At 66.1% G+C, this 20195-nt stretch carries 19 protein-coding genes; 12 read left to right on the top strand and 7 right to left on the bottom strand.

The features are described from left to right. Nucleotides 1-10: 10 nt before the first annotated feature. The 6 genes from AC1DEZ_RS15625 to AC1DEZ_RS15600 all read left to right on the top strand — a co-directional run bounded on the left by AC1DEZ_RS15625 (nucleotide 11) and on the right by AC1DEZ_RS15600 (nucleotide 6765). Nucleotides 11-547, top strand: coding sequence for a hypothetical protein (locus AC1DEZ_RS15625; protein WP_441510561.1), 537 nt, complete (start codon nucleotides 11-13; stop codon nucleotides 545-547). Between the two features lie 95 nt (nucleotides 548-642). Then, entirely contained in the window at nucleotides 643-1146 is a 504-nt protein-coding gene (locus AC1DEZ_RS15620) for a YciE/YciF ferroxidase family protein (RefSeq protein WP_441510560.1), read from the top strand. Between the two features lie 317 nt (nucleotides 1147-1463). Then, entirely contained in the window at nucleotides 1464-1949 is a 486-nt protein-coding gene (locus tag AC1DEZ_RS15615) for a low affinity iron permease family protein (protein WP_441510559.1), read from the top strand. Between the two features lie 102 nt (nucleotides 1950-2051). Further along, nucleotides 2052-3329: an MFS transporter gene (locus AC1DEZ_RS15610; RefSeq protein ID WP_441510558.1), complete on the top strand. Its 1278-nt coding sequence runs from the start codon at nucleotides 2052-2054 to the stop codon at nucleotides 3327-3329. Nucleotides 3330-3400: 71 nt separating this feature from the next. Beyond that, nucleotides 3401-4462 (top strand): glycosyltransferase family 4 protein, encoded by a 1062-nt coding sequence (locus AC1DEZ_RS15605; protein ID WP_441510557.1) that lies wholly within the window; start codon nucleotides 3401-3403, stop codon nucleotides 4460-4462. A 53-nt stretch (nucleotides 4463-4515) separates the two neighbouring features. Further along, nucleotides 4516-6765, top strand: coding sequence for an amylo-alpha-1,6-glucosidase (locus AC1DEZ_RS15600; RefSeq protein ID WP_441510556.1), 2250 nt, complete (start codon nucleotides 4516-4518; stop codon nucleotides 6763-6765). Nucleotides 6766-6811: 46 nt separating this feature from the next. Here AC1DEZ_RS15600 and AC1DEZ_RS15595 read toward each other — a convergent pair whose 3' ends face one another. From AC1DEZ_RS15595 to AC1DEZ_RS15565, 7 genes are all read right to left on the bottom strand, one after another. Next, entirely contained in the window at nucleotides 6812-7771 is a 960-nt protein-coding gene (locus tag AC1DEZ_RS15595; RefSeq protein WP_476779915.1) for a D-2-hydroxyacid dehydrogenase family protein, read from the bottom strand. 80 nt (nucleotides 7772-7851) lie between these two features. Further along, nucleotides 7852-9237, bottom strand: coding sequence for a dicarboxylate/amino acid:cation symporter (locus tag AC1DEZ_RS15590; RefSeq protein ID WP_476779914.1), 1386 nt, complete (start codon nucleotides 9235-9237; stop codon nucleotides 7852-7854). Nucleotides 9238-9338: 101 nt separating this feature from the next. After that, complete coding sequence (locus AC1DEZ_RS15585) at nucleotides 9339-9686, bottom strand: cupin domain-containing protein (RefSeq protein ID WP_476779913.1); 348 nt, start codon at nucleotides 9684-9686, stop codon at nucleotides 9339-9341. Nucleotides 9687-9690: 4 nt separating this feature from the next. After that, entirely contained in the window at nucleotides 9691-10731 is a 1041-nt protein-coding gene (locus tag AC1DEZ_RS15580) for a quinone oxidoreductase family protein (protein WP_476779912.1), read from the bottom strand. Nucleotides 10732-10756: 25 nt separating this feature from the next. Continuing rightward, complete coding sequence (locus tag AC1DEZ_RS15575) at nucleotides 10757-11671, bottom strand: beta-keto acid cleavage family enzyme (protein WP_476779911.1); 915 nt, start codon at nucleotides 11669-11671, stop codon at nucleotides 10757-10759. 12 nt (nucleotides 11672-11683) lie between these two features. After that, the gene (locus AC1DEZ_RS15570) at nucleotides 11684-12484 is read right to left on the bottom strand and encodes an SDR family NAD(P)-dependent oxidoreductase (protein ID WP_476779910.1); all 801 of its coding nucleotides are present in this window, start codon (nucleotides 12482-12484) and stop codon (nucleotides 11684-11686) included. Between the two features lie 39 nt (nucleotides 12485-12523). Continuing rightward, nucleotides 12524-13462: a dioxygenase family protein gene (locus AC1DEZ_RS15565; protein ID WP_476779909.1), complete on the bottom strand. Its 939-nt coding sequence runs from the start codon at nucleotides 13460-13462 to the stop codon at nucleotides 12524-12526. A 144-nt stretch (nucleotides 13463-13606) separates the two neighbouring features. On the opposite strand from AC1DEZ_RS15565, the gene AC1DEZ_RS15560 reads away from it, so the two are divergent. The 6 genes from AC1DEZ_RS15560 to AC1DEZ_RS15535 all read left to right on the top strand — a co-directional run bounded on the left by AC1DEZ_RS15560 (nucleotide 13607) and on the right by AC1DEZ_RS15535 (nucleotide 19890). Next, a complete protein-coding gene (locus AC1DEZ_RS15560) occupies nucleotides 13607-14647 on the top strand; it encodes a LacI family DNA-binding transcriptional regulator (protein WP_476779908.1) in 1041 nt (346 codons plus the stop codon). A 149-nt stretch (nucleotides 14648-14796) separates the two neighbouring features. After that, complete coding sequence (locus AC1DEZ_RS15555) at nucleotides 14797-15072, top strand: XapX domain-containing protein (RefSeq protein ID WP_441510547.1); 276 nt, start codon at nucleotides 14797-14799, stop codon at nucleotides 15070-15072. Further along, a complete protein-coding gene (locus tag AC1DEZ_RS15550; protein ID WP_476779907.1) occupies nucleotides 15072-17048 on the top strand; it encodes an amidohydrolase in 1977 nt (658 codons plus the stop codon). Before AC1DEZ_RS15555 ends, AC1DEZ_RS15550 begins: the two co-directional genes overlap by 1 nt. A gap of 1 nt (nucleotide 17049) precedes the next feature. After that, the gene (locus AC1DEZ_RS15545) at nucleotides 17050-17475 is read left to right on the top strand and encodes a DoxX family protein (protein ID WP_476779906.1); all 426 of its coding nucleotides are present in this window, start codon (nucleotides 17050-17052) and stop codon (nucleotides 17473-17475) included. Beyond that, nucleotides 17472-19103, top strand: a complete 1632-nt coding sequence (locus AC1DEZ_RS15540) for an MFS transporter (protein ID WP_476779905.1) — start codon at nucleotides 17472-17474, stop codon at nucleotides 19101-19103. Before AC1DEZ_RS15545 ends, AC1DEZ_RS15540 begins: the two co-directional genes overlap by 4 nt. 100 nt (nucleotides 19104-19203) lie before the next feature. Continuing rightward, a complete protein-coding gene (locus AC1DEZ_RS15535; RefSeq protein WP_476779904.1) occupies nucleotides 19204-19890 on the top strand; it encodes a hydrolase in 687 nt (228 codons plus the stop codon). Nucleotides 19891-20195: the final 305 nt, after the last annotated feature.

The following is a 20195-nucleotide window of genomic DNA, read 5'->3' as shown; positions in this document are numbered from 1 at the left end:
GAGGCAGCAAATGACTCAGACACTCACCCGTTCCTACGACAGCTACGAAACCGCTCGTTCGGTGGTCGAGGCGCTCGAAGCCGGCGGCGTAAGCGCCGCCGACATCAGCGTGGTCGGCCGGCACGCCAAGGCCGATGACAGCAATGCCGGTGAAGGCGCCGGAATCGGCGCGGCGCTTGGCGGAGCGGCCGGTCTGCTCGCAGGTATCGGACTGCTCGCCATTCCCGGGATCGGCCCGGTGGTCGCGGCGGGCTGGCTCGCCTCCACGGCTGCTGGCGCCGCGGCAGGGGGCGTAGCCGGCGGCATCGTCGGCGCTCTGACCAGCGCCGGTCACAGCGAAGAGGATGCCAACTACTACGCTGAAACGGTTCGTCGTGGCGGCACCGTCGTTTCGGTCCGCGTTGCCGATGAGCAGGTCCCGGCAGTCGAGGCCATCCTCGACGGAGCGACGCCGATCGACCGGAATGCGCGCCTCGCAGAATACCGTGCAGCCGGCTGGAGCCGCTTCGACGAAACGGCGGCTCCGCATCGTTCCACGGTCATATGAGCCGGACCCCCGCCAGCCCTCGAGAGAGGGCTGGCGGGGCGACTTAAAGAGAGGCAAGAGCTGGGGGACCCCTCCTACGAGATGGAGCGACAGCCATGGGTTGGTTTTCCAAGGACATCGCAACGATGGACGACCTCTTCGTTCATACCTTGCGCGACATTTATTACGCCGAGAACCAGATCAAGAAGGCGCTGCCGGATATGGTCGGGAAGGCGACGAGCCCTGAGCTCAAGCGCGGTTTCGAAAACCATCTCCGGGAGACCGAGGGCCAGATCACCCGCCTGAAGGAAGTCTTCCGGCTGCACGGGGTCGAGGAAAAGGGCGTCACCTGTCCCGCTATCGACGGCATCCTCGATGAGGCCAATGAGGTCGCGGGCGAGGTCGAGGACAAGCAGGTGCTCGACGCCGCCCTGATCGCTGCTGCACAGGCGGTCGAGCACTATGAGATCACGCGCTACGGCACGCTGGTGGCCTGGGCAAAGCAGCTGGGTCGAAACGACTGCGCATCGCTGCTGAAGCAGAATCTCGACGAGGAAGCTTCCACCGACGAAAAGCTTACCAAGCTCGCGCTGGATGCGATCAATCGTCGGGCCGCGTGAGGATTTGGGCCCTGCAGAATCCTGGTGGCGCCTTTCACTGGGCCGAGCGGTTTGGATCACTCCGCAAGGCTCGGTGCCGCGGCGTCACATCCCGGGCCCTGCCGAGGTCGGGTCGACGATCACGCGCCCGGAACGGCCGATGCGGTCTCGGGCGGCACCGCCGGGAGCATGGCCGTTTCCCGGAACATTCGAGAGCCGGCCGGGTTTTCATCGCGCGGGATGAGGCAGACCAAGAGATTGGACTGGGGCTGGGGATGCCGGGAGGCAACGAGCGGGCGGCGTGACTTGCGCCTCGCGGCGCATCCGGGACGATGTCAATGAGCAGTTCCATCGAGCATCTCATCCACAAGAACAACAAGGCTTCCCTCTTCACACGACTGGCTCAAGCGGTTGCAAGCTGGACCGGCAAGCCGTTGACGTTCTTTGCTGCCGTCGCTCTGATCGCCGTATGGGCGGCGTCGGGACCTGTCTTCGGGTTCAACGATACATGGCAGCTCGTCATCAACACCTCGACGACGATCGTCACCTTCCTGATGGTCTTCATCATCCAGAACAGTCAGAACCGCGATACAGCCGCGATGCAGATCAAGCTCGACGAGCTGATCATCAGGCTGGAAGGCGCACGCGAAGAATTGCTTGATCTCGAAGAGCTCGACGAGGCCGACCTTTCCGAGATCCGCAAGGACTTTTGCGGGCGGGCTTCAAAGGCCCGGGACCGAGCCGCTGGCCAGAAGCTGCGGCGCACCGCCAGCGAAGCCCCGAACCGCCGACCGGCGCGCGGCGCCGATCCGGCGGTTGGCTGATCGGCCGAAGACGCTCGCAAAAGGCAGGTGGCCAAGACGAGAGGTCCTCTCCGCGCTGGAAGGCAGGAGATTTCGGTGTTCTCCGGGCGATGAGCTTCTTTCGTGCCGTGCCTTCCGAAGACCTCGCCTGACCCTTCGTCCTCGGAACACAGGTGCGAGGATCAATTGTCATATCGGTCGAGCCTCGACTGGCTGAATTTCCTGCTCGCGGATCTGCGCGGAGGCCTCGGGCCTTATGTCAATGTCTTCCTGCTGACGGAGGCTGGCTGGGACCAGGCGACGATCGGTGCCGTGCTGTCCGCCAGCGGTTTGATGGGCATCGTCTTTCACACGCCAATCGGCGCCTTGATCGACGCCACGCCTGCCAAGCGCGGCCTCATCGTTGCTGGATCCTGGTGCCTGGCGGTGCTCGGTGTGAGCATCGTGACGTATCCGACGCTCGCGGTCGTGTTCGCGGCGGATATCAGCATGGCGCTCCTGGGCGCCGTTTTCGCGCCGACTGTCGCTGCGATCACGTTGGGGCTGTTCGGCTCCCACGACATCGCCGGGCAGCTCGGGCGCAATGCCGCGTTCGACCGTTCCGGCAACCTGTTCATCGCCGCGGTCGCCGCGGCGGTCGGCACGCAATTCGGACAACGCGGCGTGTTCTACATGCTTCCGCTGTTCGCCGGATTGTCGATGATCGCGGTCCTTTCGATCCCGGCAAAGGCCATCGATCATCAGCGCGCTCGCGGTCTCGATGACGTCCGTCCAGCTGCCGGTCAGCCTTACGCATGGCGGCGCCTGTTCGCCGAGCGGCCCTTTGCCGTGCTCGCGATCGGCACGGCGCTGTTCCATTTCGCGAATGCGCCAATGCTGGCCCTCGCGAGCCAAAAGCTCGCTTTGGAGGCCAGGGGATTCGAGTCCGCCGTCACCTCGGCGGCGATTATCGTTGCCCAGCTCGCAACGATTCCGATGGCGTTCCTCGTCATGCGCGCCAACCGGATCGGCGGAAAGCCATTGCTCATCCTGGCATTCGCAGCTCTCCCGCTGCGCGGTATCCTTTTTGCCGGAGTCGACAGCCCGTACTGGATGATCGCGTTCCAAATTCTCGATGGGATGGGGGCCGGGCTGTTCGACGTGCTGTTGCCGCTGGTTCTCTACGGCGCCGTCCTAGGCAGCGGTCGCTACAATATGGCGCGCGGCATCATCGGGACCATTCAAGGTATCGGGGGCGCATCGAGCTATGCGTTCGCCGGAGGCCTCGTCGTCTGGGGCGGATACTCAGTCGCCTTCGCCGTGCTCGCCGGGGTGGGGCTGGCGGCTCTCGTTCTGATGCTGATCGCCATGCCTGAGACGATCCCGCGGGGGACGACGGAAATTCACTCCCCGGGAAACTAGCCCGAACTTTCGGCGGGGACAGGCGTTGCTAGCTCGCCGCATTCGCGATGCCGGCGGCGGGAGACAGGCAGATGCGGATCGCCCAGGTTGCGCCGCTGTCGGAGGCAGTTCCTCCCCGAAAATACGGGGGGACGGAACGCGTTGCGTCATGGCTCACCGAGGAACTCGTCCGGCTCGGACATCACGTCACCTTGTTCGCCTCGGGCGATTCCCAAACCTCTGCCGAACTGGTCGCATGCTCGCCACAGGGTTTGCGGCTGGCAGGAATTCGCGATCATACGGCCAGTCATCTCGCCATGTTGGCAAAGGTCCGTGAGCGGCATGCGTCGTTCGATGTCATCCATTTCCACCTCGACCTGCTTCAGCACGCGCTGTTCTCGGACCTGGCCCATAAATGCGTGACGACGCTGCATGGCCGCCTCGATCTGCCCGATTTCCTGCCGGTCTATCAGGCCTTTCCGCAGATGCCGTTGATTTCGATCTCCCAGGGCCAGCGGAAGCCGATGCCTCCAACCGTCAACTGGCTGGCCACGGTACATCACGGCCTGGGGCCGGGGCTGTGTCCCTTCGATGCGAAGGGAGGAGATTACCTGACGTTTCTCGGCCGCATCACGCCGGAGAAACGTCCGGACCGCGCGATCGAGATTGCCAAGCGTGCGGGGATGCCTCTCAAGATCGCGGCGAAGATTGATCCTGTCGACGAGGACTACTTCCGCACCCGGATAGAGCCGCTGCTCGACGATCCGCTGATCGAATTCATCGGCGAGATCGACGAGGCCAGGAAGGCCACACTGCTGGGCGGAGCCAGGGCGTTGCTGTTTCCGATCGATTGGCCCGAGCCATTTGGCCTCGTCATGATCGAGGCCATGTCGGCAGGAACGCCTGTCATCGCATGGCGCAACGGCTCCGTGCCGGAAATCGTGGAGGATGGGGTATCCGGGTTCATCGTCGACACGATCGCGGATGCCGTCGCCGCCTGTCGGCGCTGCGCTGCCCTGGATCGTTGGCGGGTACATGTCCACTACGAGAGTCATTTCACTGCCGCGCGGATGGCGCGCGACTATCTTGCGGCATTCGATCGTTTGCTGGCGTCCCCCCGGAATTCTCGCGGGGCCGCAGAAACGACGCAGTGACGTGAACCAATCGTCTGAACGCACCGCGCGACCTCCGGAGAAGGGCGCTTCCGATGCATGAACAGAACGCCCGGCCAGGGCACCCCCAGATTGCGCCGCAGCATGAGAGGCCGATCGAGCATGCCCTCGATGCCCATCCGTCCCTGGTCGAACGCCCGCTCCGCACCTTGAAGTCCGGCGATACCTTCGCCGTCCTCGACAGCTACGGCGACATCGGGATCACCCCGAACACGTCCGAGGGGCTGTTCTGCAACGACACCAGGCATCTTTCGCGGCTGCAGCTGTATTTCGAGGGCAAGCGGCCCTTGATCCTTTGCTCCGTAATCCAGGACGACAATACCGCCCTGACGGTCGATCTGGCCAATCCGGAAATCGAGCGGGGGGACGGTTCAACCGTGATCCCGCGCGACGCGATCGCGATCGAGCGGACGAAATTCCTCTGGAACGCGGTCTGCTATGAACGCGTCGGATTGCGCAATTTCGATCGGATTCCGCACGAATTCTCGCTGTCGATATCTTTCGAAGCGGATTTTCGCGACCTCTTCGAGGTCCGCGGGATGAAGCGCTCCCGTCGTGGCGAGACGGAGACCGAGATCGGTTCAGGCGCCGCGCGCTTCGCCTATCGTGGTCTCGACGACAGGGTGCGAAGAACGGTCCTTCGCTTCAAGCCGGAACCGTATCATTTGACGAAAGGATTTGCCTCGTTCCGGTTCCGCCTGGAACCTGGCGAGCGAACCTCGCTCCTCGTCACCGTCGCCTGCGATCTCATCAATGATTCGGAACGGCAGATTCCGCCGTTCAGCGACGCCCCCGGCATACCGCCCCAGGACTTCGCCAAGGCCTATCAGGACGCCCGGCGGGATCTTCGTGCGCTGACGGCCAACATCTCCAAGGTGACATCGTCGAACGCCCCCTTCACCGATCTCATCAGGCGATCGACCTCGGACCTGTACATGCTCATGACCCGCGGGGCCGATGGGCTTTATCCCTATGCCGGCATTCCATGGTTCTCGACGATGTTCGGCCGCGACGGGATCATTACCGCCATGATGCTGCTGTGGGCCGATCCTTCGGTCGCGCGCGGCGTCCTGCTGCAGTTGGCGCGGGCACAGGCTGCGATCATCGATCCCGCTGCCGACGCCCAGCCGGGCAAGATTCTGCATGAACGACGAAGCGGAGAGATGGCCAATCTCGGCGAGGTTCCGTTCAAGTTCTACTATGGCTCGGTCGACGCCACCCCGCTGTTCGTCATGCTGGCCGGCCAGTATTTCGATCGCACTGGCGACCTCGCCACCGTCGAACGGCTCTGGGCCAATATCGAGGCCGCGCTCCTCTGGTGCGACACATTCGGCGATCGCGACGGGGACGGATTTGTCGAGTATTTTCGCGAGACGGAAAGCGGGCTGGCCAATCAGGGCTGGAAGGACAGTCACGATTCGATTTTTCATGCCGACGGATCGCTGGCGCGAGGTCCGATCGCCCTCGTCGAAGTCCAGGCCTATGTCTATGCCGCCAGACGGGCCGGAGCGAATATCGCTCGTGCCCTGGGGCTGCGCGACCGTGCCGACGTGCTCGCACAGCAAGCATCGGTTCTGCAGGAGCGCTTCGATCGAGCCTTCTGGTGCGAGGAGCTCGGCTCCTATGCGCTCGCCCTCGATGGCGACAAGCGGCCCTGCCGGGTTCGTTCGTCCAACGCCGGACATGCCTTGTTCGGGGGCATCGCCCTTCCCGAGCGCGCGACCCGGGTTGCTCGCACCCTGATGAGCGAGGGAAGCTTCAGCGGCTGGGGCATCCGGACGCTGAACGTCGGGGAAATACGCTATAATCCGATGTCGTATCACAATGGCTCGGTCTGGCCGCACGATAACGCGCTGATCGCAATCGGCTTTGGTGCCTACGGCTTCAAGTTCGAGGCGGCACGATTATTCGAAGCCCTCGCCAACGTTGCGACCTATCAGGAGCAGCAGCGCCTGCCGGAGCTGTTCTGCGGCTTCCTCAGAAAGCCACGACGTGGTCCGACCGCCTATCCCGTGGCCTGTTCGCCTCAGGCCTGGGCCGCTGCGGCTCCCTTTGCCATGCTGGCCGCTTGCCTCGGGCTGCAGCTTCCGTCCGAGGCAAACGAGATAAAGCTGGTCGACCCGGTACTGCCATCATTTCTCGATGACGTGATCATTCGCGGCCTGACGCTGGGTTCCTCGCAATTCGATCTGCGCGTGCATCGTCACCAAAGCGACGTCACGATCAACATCTTGAAACGCTGGAACGACAGCAACGCACAGGTCACCATGATCAAAACCAAATAAGCTTTCCATCCACGAAACTGCCGTCGGAACCGGCATCTCTCTGCCGTCAGGATGAAGCGCGATCGTCCAGCCATCTCAGGATGTTGTCGACCGTGTCGCGATAAAAGCGCTCATACAGATTTTGCGAGACGTAGCCGATATGCGGCGTCGCGAGCAGGTTTGGCAGGCTCCGCAGCGGATGGTCTGCCGGAAGCGGTTCCTGATCGAAGACATCGATGGCGGCGCCGGCAATCGTCTTGTTTTTGAGCGCGGCGATCAGATCCGCTTCGACCACGATCGGGCCACGCGACGTGTTCACGAGCCGGGCGGTGGGCTTCATGAGCGCCAGCTCCGCGGCGCCGACCAGCCCGCGGGTGCGTCCGCTCAGGACCAGATGGATGCTGAGGATGTCCGCTTGCCGGAACAGGTCCTCCTTCGAAACCCATGTCGCGCCTGCCGTCTCCGCCCGTTCGGCGGTCAGATTCTGGCTCCAGGCGATGACGTTCATGCCGAAGGCCTGGCCAATGCGGGCCATGGCGCCGCCGATATTGCCGAGGCCGAGCAGGCCCAATGTCCGCCCGTGGAGGTCGCTGCCGATCCGGCGCTGCCAGCCGCCGCTGCGAAAGGAGGCGTTCTCCTCAACGAGCCCGCGTGCGCTCGCCAGGATGAGCGCCCAGCTCATCTCGATGGTCGGCGTCGGGAAATAGCCGGTATGGACGACCTGAATGCCATGCTCCTCGGCCGCCTTGGCATCGATCGAGGCATTGCGTGCGCCGGTCGAGGCGATCAGGCGCAGCCGCGGCAGCCCTTCGATGATCGCGCGCGTCATCGGCGTGCGCTCGCGCATCAAGCAGACGATCTCGAAGGGCTGGAGCCGGTCAATGACCGCGTCGGGATCGGCAAGATGATCGTTGAACACGGTGACGCGGGCGCGTCCGCCAAGCGCGGACCAGTCCGCCATCGACAGGGCTACATTCTGATAATCGTCCAGCACGGCGATGTTCACGGGCGCGGAGTGGGCGGACATGCGCTTTCTCCTCATGATCCTGACAGGCGACCGACCCGAGACGCTAACCGTCTCGCGAGCCCGCGACAATCGGCGGTATCTCAGGCCGCGCCGCCGGCGCCGTTCAGCACCTCGCCCGCCCGGACGGCGAGCCCGATCGTGCCGGGCTGTGCCGCCGGATGCTCAGCCGCGTCGGGCTCGGGCAGCGGTTCGCCGTTCAGGGCTGCCCGGAGCTTTCCCTGATCGAGCTCACCCTCCCAGCGGGCCATGACGAGCGTCGCGACGCCGTTGCCGATCATGTTCACCAAAGCGCGGGCCTCGCTCATGAAGCGGTCGATGCCGAGGATCAGCGCCATGCCGGCGACTGGGATCGCCGGGACGACCGAGAGCGTGCCGACCAGTGCGATGAAGGAGGCCCCGGTGACGCCGGACGCGCCCTTCGAAGTCAGCATGGCCACGGCGAAGATCGCGAGCTGCTGGTGCAGGGAAAGGTCGGTGTTCGTCGCCTGTGCCACGAACAGCGCGGCAAGCGTCATGTAGATCGAGGTGCCGTCGGTGTTGAAGACATAGCCTGTCGGCACGACGAGCCCCACCACCGGCTTCGAGCAGCCGGCGCGCTCCAGCTTCTCCATCAGGCTCGGCAGGGCCGGGTCGGAGGAGGAGGTGCCGAGCACGATCAGGATCTCTTCCTTGATGTAAGCCAGGAACTTCAGGATGCTGAAGCCGGCCCAGCGAGCGATGAGGCCGAGCACGCCGAGCACGAAGATCAGGCTCGTCAGGTAGAAGGTCGCGATCAGCAGGAAGAGCGGGCCGAGCGAGCCGACGCCGTAGCGGCCGATCGTGAAGGCCATGGCCCCGAAGGCGCCGATGGGGGCGAGCTTCATGATGACGTTGATCGCCCCGAAGACGAGCTTCGAGCCGGCATCGATGACGTCGCGGACGGGCCGCGCCCGCTCGCCGAGATGCGAGAGCACATAGCCGAACAGGATCGAGATCAGCACCACAGGCAGGATGTCGCCCTTGGCGAAGGCATCGACCACCGTGTTGGGGATGACGTTGAGCAGGAAGTCCGTGATGGACTGCTCGCCGGCCTTGCCGGCATAGGCGGCCACGGCCTTGGCATCGAGCGCCGAGGGGTGGGCGTTGAAGCCGGCGCCGGGCTTGACGACATTGGCGACGACGAGGCCGATGACCAGAGCCAGCGTCGAGACCACCTCGAAATAGATCAGCGCCTTGCCGCCGACGCGGCCGACCTTCTTCATGTCGCTCATGCCGGCGATGCCGGAGACGACGGTGCAGAAGATCACCAGTGCGATCACCATCTTGATCAGTTTGATGAAGCCGTCGCCGAGCGGCTTCATCTCGACACCGATCGATGGCCAGAAATGGCCGATCACGATGGCGGCGGCGATGGCGATGAGGACCTGAACGTAGAGGATATTGTACCAGCGCTTGGCCGGGCGTGGGGAAAGATGATCTGCAGCCATTTGGTCCTCCCTTGGCGCATGGTTGCGCCACCGCGGGGTGCGCCCGCGGCTGGTTTGTTTCTTGGCTAGGCGGTTCGCGGTCTCTTCATGGTCGCGCCGGCTCAGGCCGGCGGAGTCTGGAGCGGCATGACGAGCAGGATGGAGGCGGGCTCGCCGGTGTCGTTGCTGAGCTGACGTCCTTCGCCTGGGGCGATCCGGCAGGAATCCCAGCGTTGCAGGCGGACCTTGTCCTGCCCGTTCGAAACGGTGACGGTGCCGTCGAGCACGACATAGAGCTTCTCGACGCCGGAGGCGTCGAGGGTGGTGCCGCCGCCGGGCGCGATGGTGGAGACGCCGAGCCAGGCGGTGTCGGCCGGGCCGGCCTCGCGGCCCTGCAGCCGCACCATCGCCATCAGCGCATGGCCGGGAGCGTCATAGGGGGGAGCCTCGTTGAAGCGGACGACATGCATGGCGTCAGGCTCCCGGCACCAGCACGACGCGGTCGCGCGACGAACCCATCACCGCCTGATAGGCGGCATGGGCCTGCTCGAGCGGGTAGACCGCGCTTTCCTTGATCGGGAAGGGCTTCAGGATGCCGGCGGCGAAGCCCGGCGCGAGATTGCGCAGGATCGCGCCGGTCTCGACGGAGCCCAGCGCTATGGTGTCGATCCCGACATAGGTGTGGCGGCCCTTGTAGAAGGCGAGGATGTCGAAGGTGACGAAGCGGTCGACCACAGCGATGAAGATCGCCCGGCCGCCGACGGCCATCGATTTCTGGCCGATCTCGTAGAAGGGGTCGCCGACCGTGTTGAAGACGATGTCGGCGCCCTTACCGCCGGTCAGTTCGCGCACCCGCGCCGGCACATCCGTCCCGCTGGCGGAGACGACCTCGACCGGGGTGCTGGCATGGCCGGCATAGGGCTCCTCGCGGCGCACGACGCCGATCACCCTGGCGCCGCGCCAGCTCGCGATCTGCGCAGCGGCCTGGCCGACCTTGCCGTTGAGGCCGAGGATCAGCACGGTCTCGCCCGCCTTCGGCAAGCCGGCGCGCCGCAGGCCCTCCCAGGCGGTGACGAAGGGGACGCCGATACCGGCGGCTTCTCGCATCGTGATGCCGGCTGGAATCTCGACGACCGCATCGGCCTCGACGATGAGATGGCTCGCCTGGGCACCGTCCTGGCGGATGCCGAGATCGCCGGAGGAGCCGAACACCGACTTGCCGAGGAGCTCTTCCGGTCCGGCGATGACCTTGCCCGCGAAGTCGCGGCCCGGCGTGCGCGGGAAGACCGCGTAGGGCATCAGCCCGGTCGCAGCCTTGGCATCGGAGGGGTTAACCGCCGCGGCCTGGATTTCGACCAGGACCTCACGAGCGGCGAGCGGGCGCAGGGGCCGCTCCTCGATCGGTAGCGCGATCTCCTCATAGCTCGCGGCCTTGGCATGGAGCAGCAGGCCCCGCACGGTCTGGACGCGGGCAGCCTTGGCTTCGCGAATGAGGGTTTCGGTGGCAGGGGACATGGCGGTGCGATCCTGATGCAAAGGGTCACGCCACCCGCTTCGCGCCGGGGGCGCGAGCGGGCAGGCCGATGAGGGCGCGGGCTTCCCGCGGCGTGGCGATCTCGCCGCCGAGGTCCTCGACGATGCGGCGGGCCTTCTCGACCAGCGCGGCGTTCGAGGGCGCGAGCACGCCGTGCTCGATATAGACGCCGTCCTCGAGCCCGACGCGGACATGGCCGCCGGCGAGATAGGAGAGCGCGACCGACTGGAAGGCCGAGCGGCCGATGCCGATCGCGGTGAACAGCGCGCCTTCGGGCAGAAGGCCGCGGGCGTAGAGCACGGTCTCCGGCGAGGGCTGGAAGCCGTAGCGCACGCCCATCACGAAGGAGGTGAGCGGGCGCGGCTGCAGCGTGCCGTCCTTGATCAGGTCGTTCAGCAGCGCGATGTCGCCGGAGTCGAACAATTCGATCTCAGGACGCACGCCGGCTTCCGCGATCACCCTGGCCATGCGGCGGACATTGCCGGGCGTGTTGATCACGACCTCGCCGCCGGAGTTCATGGTGTTGAGGTCGAGCGTACAGATATCGGGTTTGAGGGCCGCGACATGGGCGACGCGCCCTTCCGGCACCATCAGCGTCGTGCCGGGACCGGCGATTTTCGGATTCTGCTCCGAGGGCACGAAGCGCCCGCCCGGACCCGTGGTCAGATTGATGATCAGGTCCGGATTGCGGGCGCGGATGCGCTCGACCACCTCGCGATAGAGCGCAAGCTCGATCGAGGGACGGCCGCTTTGCGGGTCGCGGACATGGATATGGGCGATCGCGGCACCGGCCTCGGCGGCTTCGAGCGCCGAATTGGCGATCTGCTCGGGCGTGATCGGCAGATGCGGGCTCTGCTCCGGCTTGGTCAGGTTGCCGGTGATCGCGCAGGTGATGAAGACCTTGGGCAGCGGGGCGCGCATGGTGCTTCTCTCTCAGAGCGCCCGGCCGCCATCGACCTGGATGATGTGTCCGGTCGAGTAGCCGAGCATGGTGGCGCAGGCGGTGATGGCGGCGGCGATGTCCTCGGCCGAGCCGATCCGCTTCAGCGGCGTCGAGGCGCTGACCTTGTCGTTGAAGTCGGCGCCGCGGCCGGGCACGAACTCGGTATCGACCACGCCCGGCGAGACCGCGAGGACGCGGACCTCCGGCGCCAATACTCGCGCCAGCGCCTTGGTCATCACGTCGATGCCGGCCTTGGCGGCGCAATAGGCGATCGAGGATCCCACGGCGGTGAAGGCGGCGATCGAGGAGATCGAAACCACCAACCCGTCGCCGGAGGCCTTCAGCATCGGCGCGAAGGTGCGGACCGTCGCGAACTGACCGCGCCAGTTGACCTGGAGCATCCTGTCGATCAGCTCGTCGGTCAGTGCGTCGAGATCGGCATGCGGCACGGGTTTGGTGTAGCCGGCCGCGTTGATCAGGATGTCGAGCCGGCCGAAGCGGGCCTCAATGGCATCGCGCAGGGCGACCAGCGAGTCGGTGTCGACGACATCGGCGACATAGGCCGCATGGCCGTCGCCAAGATCGGCGATGAGAGCCTCGGCGGCTTGCGTATCGCGCTCGCCGGCGAGATGGGTGACGATGATCGTCGCGCCGGCGGCGGCGAGCATGCGGCTGGTCGCTGCACCGATGGCCCCTGTGCCGCCAATGACGAGCGCGACCTTGCCGTCGAGCGAACGCGGATAGAGCTTCCGAAGCGGCGCGGCGGCGTCCGGCTGGGCGAGATGAGACATGGCTGTCCCTGCTTTTGAGTGTGAGGGGAAAGGCGCGGATCAGCGGATCGGCGGGATCGGCAGCTTCGCCTCGCCGGGTTCCATCACGAAGGCGTAGTCGAAGAGGTACCAGGGCCCCTCGACATCGGCGTCGGGAGCGGGGCCGTTGCCCAGCCGGAAGTCGCCGATGAGGTGGCGGGTCACGCCGAAGACGACATCGCTTTCGAGATGCTGGTCGTCATCGACGAAGACCTGGGTGATGAGCGTCCGGAAGCCGGGCTTGTAGGCGAGGAAGTGCAGATGGGCGGGGCGGTAGGGGTGACGCTCCTGAGCCCGGAGCAACTCCCCCACCGGGCCGTCGGTGGGCACGGGATAGCCGGCGGGCTTGACCGAGCGGAAGGCGACGCAGCCGTCAGCGTCGGTGGTGAACTTGCCGCGCAGGTTCATCTCCGCCTGGCCGGGATCCTGGTTTTCGTAGAGCCCGACCGGGGAAGCTTGCCAGACATCGACCTCGACGCCGGCAAGGGGGAGGCCCTGCGAGTCGGTGATCCGGCAATTGGCGAAGAGCGCGGGGCCGGGCGTCGGCGAGCGGATGATCGAGCCGCCATTGGGCGTCGCCGGTGAATGCATCCGCCAGAACGGGCCGAGCAGGGCCGCGGCCGTCTCGGTTGCGCCGTTCTGGCCGTTGTTCAGCATACAGACCAGCGTCGAAAAGCCGATCGCGTCGGAAAAGAGCACGGCTTCGTTGTGGCTGTCGTTCGTCGCCTGGCCGATCCGGTTGAGGACATCGAGGCCGAACTCGAATTCCTCCTCGGTCAGCCGGACTTCCCGGGCGAAGGCATGCATGTGCCGGACGAAGGCGGACATCACCTCAGTGAGTCGCGCATTCGGTGCCCGCGACATCGCGTCGAGCACCACCGGCGTCACCGCCTCCTGGGTCTCGATGATGTGGGAGCGGCGCGCCGGATCCGGCGCCACGGTCCTTACCCTCGCATTCATCGGCGTTTCCTCCGTCGCTTGTCGGAGCGTGTCAGGCGCAACGACGTGCAATCGATTGCATTTCAACTATGCGATCGATTGCACGTTGTCAAGCGAGGCGAAAAATGCTCTGTTCCGAATGGTGATTCAGTCAGCAGAAAACCCATGAAATCCAAGACCCTGGCAGCGGGCCCGCCGCGCGCGGCGACACTCCAGTCGATCGCCGAGGCATCCGGCGTGCATCGGTCGACGGCCGCGCGCGCGCTCGATCCTGCCCAGGCGCACCGAATCTCTCCGGAGGTCGTCGAGAAGGTGAGGGCGGAGGCGGTGCGGCAGGGCTATCGCCGCGACTCGATCGCAGCCTCGCTGCGGACCGGGCGCTCGCGCCTGGTCGGCGTGGTGCTGCCGGATCTCGCCAATCCCGTCTTTGCGCCGATCCTCGACGGTGTCGGCGCGGCGCTGGCGAGAGACGGCTATTCGATGCTCGTCGCGGAGGGTGGGGCCGATGAAGCCCGCCAAATCGCGATCGTCGAGGAGTTGATCGCGCGTCGCGTCGACGGGCTCGTATTGGCCACCGCCCGGCGCAGCGACCCGGTGCTCACCGTTTGCCTGGCGGCGAATATCCCGACCGTGCTGGTCAACCGCGCCGAGGATCGGCCGCGCGCCGCCACCGTCGTCTCCGATGATATCTGCGGCATGCGGCTGGCGGTCGAGCATCTCGCCGGCCTCGGGCATCGCCGGATCGGACATCTGGCCGGCCCCGAGGAGCTCTCGACCGGCATTCTCCGCCGCCGTGGTTTCGAGGCGGCGATGACGGCCGCGGGGCTTGATCCCTCGGCGGTCGCGGTGGCGCAAGGTTACAGCCGGTCCGAGGGACAGGTGGCGACGACGGCACTTCTCAGCAGGTCGCCTGGCCTGACCGCAATTGCCGCCAGCAACGACCTGCTCGCCCTGGGTGCTTACCAGGAGCTGAAACGACGAGGACTTTCCTGTCCGCGCGACATCTCGATCGTCGGTCACAACGATATGCCGCTGGTCGACATGGTCGATCCGCCGCTGACCACCATCCGGATCGCCCATGCCGAGATGGGTGAGGCGGCGGCGCGGCACCTGCTGGAGCGTCTTGCCGATCCGGACATGAGCGCCTGCGTGAAGCTGATGCCGGTCGCGCTGATCGTGCGCGCATCCACGCGCGCCTTGGCGTAAGCTGGGCTGCGGCGCGGCGATCGACAGATCAGGCAAAGGATCGTTCAAACCGACAAGACTTGTACCCGCCTGCGCCCCAGCCTGTCCGCGCATGGCGGTTGTCCGGAGCGTTGGACGGGCGGCCTTCACTTTCGGGCATGGGTGCGCGCATGAAGATTTATCTGCTTTCGCTCGGCGCCGGGCTCCTGGTTGGCGTGATCTACAGCCTCATCAATGTGCGCTCCCCGGCGCCGCCGGTGGTGGCGCTGGTGGGGCTGCTCGGCATCCTGATCGGCGAGCAGTTGCCGCCGCTGCTGCGGGGCTTCTGGGCGAAGGCGCCGGCGGCGCAGTCCTGGGAGCATCAGGTCAAGCCGCATGTCTTCGGCCATCTGCCAGCTGGTGCGAAGCCTTCGCAGGTGACCGCGACAGAGAAGGAACGCGGTTGATGCCGACGCGCCGCACCGTTCTGGGCGGGCTAGCCCTTCCTGGGCTCGCTTCCTCGGCCCTCGCCCAGGGCCAGCCCCAGCCATCCGGAGACAAGCCGATGACCGCCGATCTCATTCTCCGCAACGGCCGCTTCACCACGCTCGACCGCAGCAACCCGACCGCGAACGCCGTCGCGGTTAAGGACGGCGTGTTTCTGGCCGTCGGCAGCGAGGCCGAGGCGATGGCCCATGCCGGGCCGAACACCAGGATCATCGACCTGAAGGGCCGCGGCGCCTTGCCGGGGCTGATCGACAACCACCTGCACATCATCCGCGGCGGGCTGAACTTCAACATGGAGCTGCGCTGGGACGGCGTGCGCTCTCTGGCCGACGCGATGAGCATGCTCAAGCGCCAGGTCGCGGTGACGCCGCCGCCGCAATGGGTGCGCGTCGTCGGCGGCTTCACCGAGCACCAGTTCGCGGAGAAGCGCCTTCCGACCATCGAAGAGCTCAACGCCGTCGCGCCCGATACGCCGGTCTTCATCCTGCATCTCTATGACCGCGCCTTGCTGAACGGGGCGGCGCTGCGGGCGGTCGGCTATACCAAGGATACGCCGCAGCCGCCCGGCGGAGAGATCACCCGCGACGCCAATGGCAACCCGACCGGGTTGCTGCTTGCCCGGCCGAACGCCGCCATCCTCTACGCGACGCTCGCCAAGGGCCCGAAGCTGCCCTTCGACTACCAGGTCAACTCGACCCGGCATTTCATGCGCGAGCTCAACCGGCTCGGCGTCACCGGCGCGATCGATGCCGGCGGCGGCTTCCAGAACTATCCGGACGACTATGCCGTCATCCAGAAGCTCTCCGACGACAACCAGCTCACCATCCGCCTCGCCTACAACCTGTTCACCCAGAAGCCGAAGCAGGAAAAGGAGGACTTCCTCAACTGGACGAAGACCTCGCAGTACAAGCAGGGCGACGACTATTTCCGCCATAACGGCGCTGGTGAGATGCTCGTCTTCTCGGCTGCCGATTTCGAGGATTTCCGCGAGCCGCGTCCGGACATGCCGCCCGAGATGGAAGGCGACCTCGAAGGCGTGGTGCGCATCCTCGCTGAGAACCGCTGGCCCTGGCGCCTGCACGCGACCTATGACGAGACGATCTCGCGCGCGCTCGACGTCTTCGAGAAGGTCGACAAGGAGATTCCGCTCAAGGGGCTGAACTGGTTCTTCGACCATGCCGAGACGATCTCGGAGCGCTCGATCGACCGCATCGCCGCGCTCGGCGGCGGCGTCGCCGTGCAGCATCGCATGGCCTATCAGGGCGAGTATTTCGTCGAACGGTACGGCGCGGCCGCGGCCGAGGCGACACCGCCCGTAGCGCGCATGCTGGAGAAGGGCATCAAGACCTCCGCCGGCACCGATGCCACTCGCGTCGCCTCCTACAACCCTTGGGTCTCGCTCGCCTGGCTGATCACCGGCAAGACCGTCGGCGGCTTGCGCATCACGCCGCAGCGCAACTGCCTCGACCGCGAGACGGCGCTGAGGATGTGGACCGAGAACGTCACCTGGTTCTCGAACGAGGAGGGCAAGAAGGGCCGGATCGCCGTCGGCCAGTTCGCCGATCTAATCGTGCCCGATCGTGATTTCTTCGCCTGCCCGGAGGACGAGATCTCGCATATCTCGGCCGACCTCACCGTGGTCGGCGGCAAGGTCGTCTATGGCGCCCGTGATTTCGTCAGCGCCGACCAGAGCGCCCCGCCGCCGGCGATGCCCGACTGGTCTCCCGTTCGCACCTTCAAGGGCTATGCCGCCTGGGGCGAGCCGGAGGGGGCCGGCAAGAATTCGCTGCGGCGGGCGGCCATGACCAACTGCGGCTGCGCCAGTTCCTGCAACGTCCATGGCCACGACCATGCCGGCGCCTGGTCGAGCAAGCTGCCAGTCGGAGACCTGCGCAGCTTCTGGGGCGCGCTCGGCTGCGCCTGCTGGGCGGTGTGAGATGGCTGGGAGCGACCAATCGGTGGCGGTGCCGCGAACAGGCGTGCTGCGCTGGATAGCGCTGCTGCTGCTCTGCGCCGCCTATATCCAGGGGCCGGTCACGAAGATTCTCGATTTTCAGGGTGCGATCGCCGAGATGGATCATTTCGGCCTGTCGCCGGCGCCGCTCTTCGCGGTCGGTGTCATCGTCTTCGAACTCGCGATGAGCGCGCTCATCCTCGTGGGTCGCTGGCGCTGGCTCGCCGCGCTGGCGCTCGCCGGCTTCACGCTCGCTGCGACCTTCCTCGCCCTGCGCTTCTGGGAGATGCCGGCAGGGCAGGGGCGGATGATGGCGATGAACGGCTTCTTCGAGCATCTCGGCCTGATCGGCGGCTTCATCCTGGTCGCGCTCGACGATCTGTCGCGGCGCAGGGGAGGCACGCGATGAGCGCCGTCACATCGCCGGCCCCGTCCTCCGGCTTCGCGCCGCTGCGCCAGAAAGTCTTCGCCGCGCTCTGGGCGGCGACGATCATCGGCAATATCGGCTCGTTCATGCGCGACGTCGCCAGCGCCTGGCTGGTTACCGACCTCTCCGGCGCACCGGCAGCCGTCGCGCTGGTGCAGGCGGCGGCGACGCTGCCGATCTTCCTGCTCGCCATTCCCGCCGGCGTGCTTTCCGACATTCTCGACCGGCGCAAGTTCCTGATCGCAATCCAGATCCTGCTCGGCTGCGTCAGCCTCTCGCTGATGCTCCTGGCCGGAACCGGACAGCTCAGCGTGCCCGCTTTGGTGGGGCTGACCTTCCTCGGCGGTATCGGCGCGGCGCTGATGGCGCCAACCTGGCAGGCGATCGTGCCCGAGCTCGTGGGCAAGGCCGATCTCAAGAGCGCGGTGGCGCTGAACTCGCTCGGCATCAACATTTCCCGTGCCATCGGCCCGGCTCTGGGCGGGCTGATCCTCGCCGCTCTCGGCGCCAGCGTGACCTATGGCGCGGACGTGCTGAGCTACGTCATCGTCATCGGCGCCCTGATCTGGTGGCGCCGCACGCCGGGAGCCGACGATGCGCTGAGCGAGCGCTTTGCCGGCGCGTTCCGCGCCGGGTTGCGCTATGCCCGGGCGAGCCGGGAACTGCATGTCGTGCTGCTGCGCGCGGCGATCTTCTTCGCCTGCGCCAGTGCCGTCTGGGCGCTCTTGCCGCTGGTCGCGCGCAACCTGCTCGGCGGCGGCGCCGGCTTCTACGGGATCCTGCTCGGCGCGGTCGGGGCTGGTGCGATCGGCGGCGCCGTCCTGCTGCCGCGCCTGCGCGCCCGGCTCGATGCCGACGGGCTCTTGCTGTTCTCGGCCGTTCTGACCGCAGTCGTCATGGCAGGGCTGACATCGGGCCCGCCGCAATGGCTCGCCGTGGTCATTCTGCTGCTGCTCGGCGCGGCCTGGATCGTGGCGCTGACCACGCTCAACGGCGTCGCCCAGGCGATCTTGCCGAACTGGGTGCGCGGCCGGGCGCTCGCGGTGTACCTGACCGTGTTCAACGGCGCGATGACCGCCGGCAGCCTCGGCTGGGGCGCGGTCGCGCAAGCCGCCGGCATTCGTGGCACCCTGCTGATCGGCGCGGCGGCGCTGCTGGTCGCCGGGTTGATCATGCATCGGATCAAACTGCCGGCCGGCGAAGCCGATCTCGCGCCCTCCAATCACTGGCCGGAGCCGCTCACCGCCGCTGCCATCGAGAACGATCGCGGCCCGGTTCTGATTCTCATCGAATACCGCGTGCCGTCTGCCGATCGTGAGGCCTTCCTGCGCGCGATCAACGCCCTCTCGGCCGAGCGGCGGCGCGACGGCGCCTATGGCTGGGGCATCACCGAGGATACCGCCGATCCGGACAAGCTCGTCGAATGGTTCATGGTCGCGTCCTGGGCCGAGCATCTGCGCCAGCACCGCCGCGTTTCGAAGGCCGATGCCGATCTGCAGAAGGAGGTCGCGCGCTTCCATGCCGGGGAGGGCGGGCCGGTCGTGCGGCACTTCCTCCATGTCGATCCGCCACCGAACCCGGTGAAGCATCGCGGGGAAACAGAGCCATGAGAGATTGCGTCTAACGCGGACCGCACGGACGGCGCCTGCGCAAAATCTTCAACCGCTGCGCCTCATCAAGCATTCACCCGGTCGCCCAAAGGAGGGCAACATGTCCAAGTACCTGGAAGTCCTGACTCCCAAGAACTGCCAGCTCATCTTCATCGACCAGCAGCCGCAGATGGCGTTCGGCGTCCAGTCGATCGACCGGCAGGTGTTGAAAAACAACGTCGTCGGCCTCGCCAAGGCGGCGAAGGCCTTCAACGTCCCCACGACGATCACGACAGTCGAGACGAACAGCTTCTCCGGTCATACCTATCCCGAGCTGCTGGCGGTCTTCCCCGAGCACAAGATCCTGGAGCGGAGCTCGATGAACTCCTGGGACGACCAGAACGTCCGCGACGCGCTCGCCGCCAACGGCCGCAAGAAGGTGGTCGTTTCCGGGCTCTGGACCGAGGTCTGCAACACGACCTTCGCGCTCTGCGCCATGCTCGAGGGCGGCTACGAGATCTACATGGTCGCGGATGCCTCCGGGGGCACCTCCAGCGACGCGCATAAATACGCGATGGACCGCATGGTGCAGGCTGGCGCCGTGCCGGTGACCTGGCAGCAGGTTCTGCTCGAATGGCAGCGCGACTGGGCGCATCGCGAGACCTACGATGCCGTCATGGCCATCGTGAGGGAGCATTCCGGCGCCTACGGCATGGGCGTCGACTACGCCTACACGATGGTCCACAAGGCGCCGGAGCGCGTCACCCATGGCGAGACCATCGGGCCGAACGCTGCCAAAGCGAGCTGACCGGGAGCGAGCTGACCGGGCGATGATGCCGCTGCGGAGGGCTCGCGGCGGCATCATCCTGATGGCGTCGATCCGCGCTCCCCCTCGCGACAGGTTCCAGCCGAGCTAGGCTTCCGTCAGGGCGAGCTGCTGCACCGCGTCATCGGAATACCGTTCCCAGGACACGTTCAGGTGGTGAGCGCCTCCCTTTTCAGGTCATCGCCTTTGTTGCTATTCGTGACCGCAAATCATCGATCGGGCACGATTCTCATCGATGAGCGATAAAGGCACAACCGCGCGGTTGGCCAAGGCGAGGAACCGGATCC

This window comes from Allobosea sp. 10L422 (genome assembly GCF_056395345.1).
This window is presented reverse-complemented; position numbering and strand designations above follow the sequence as displayed.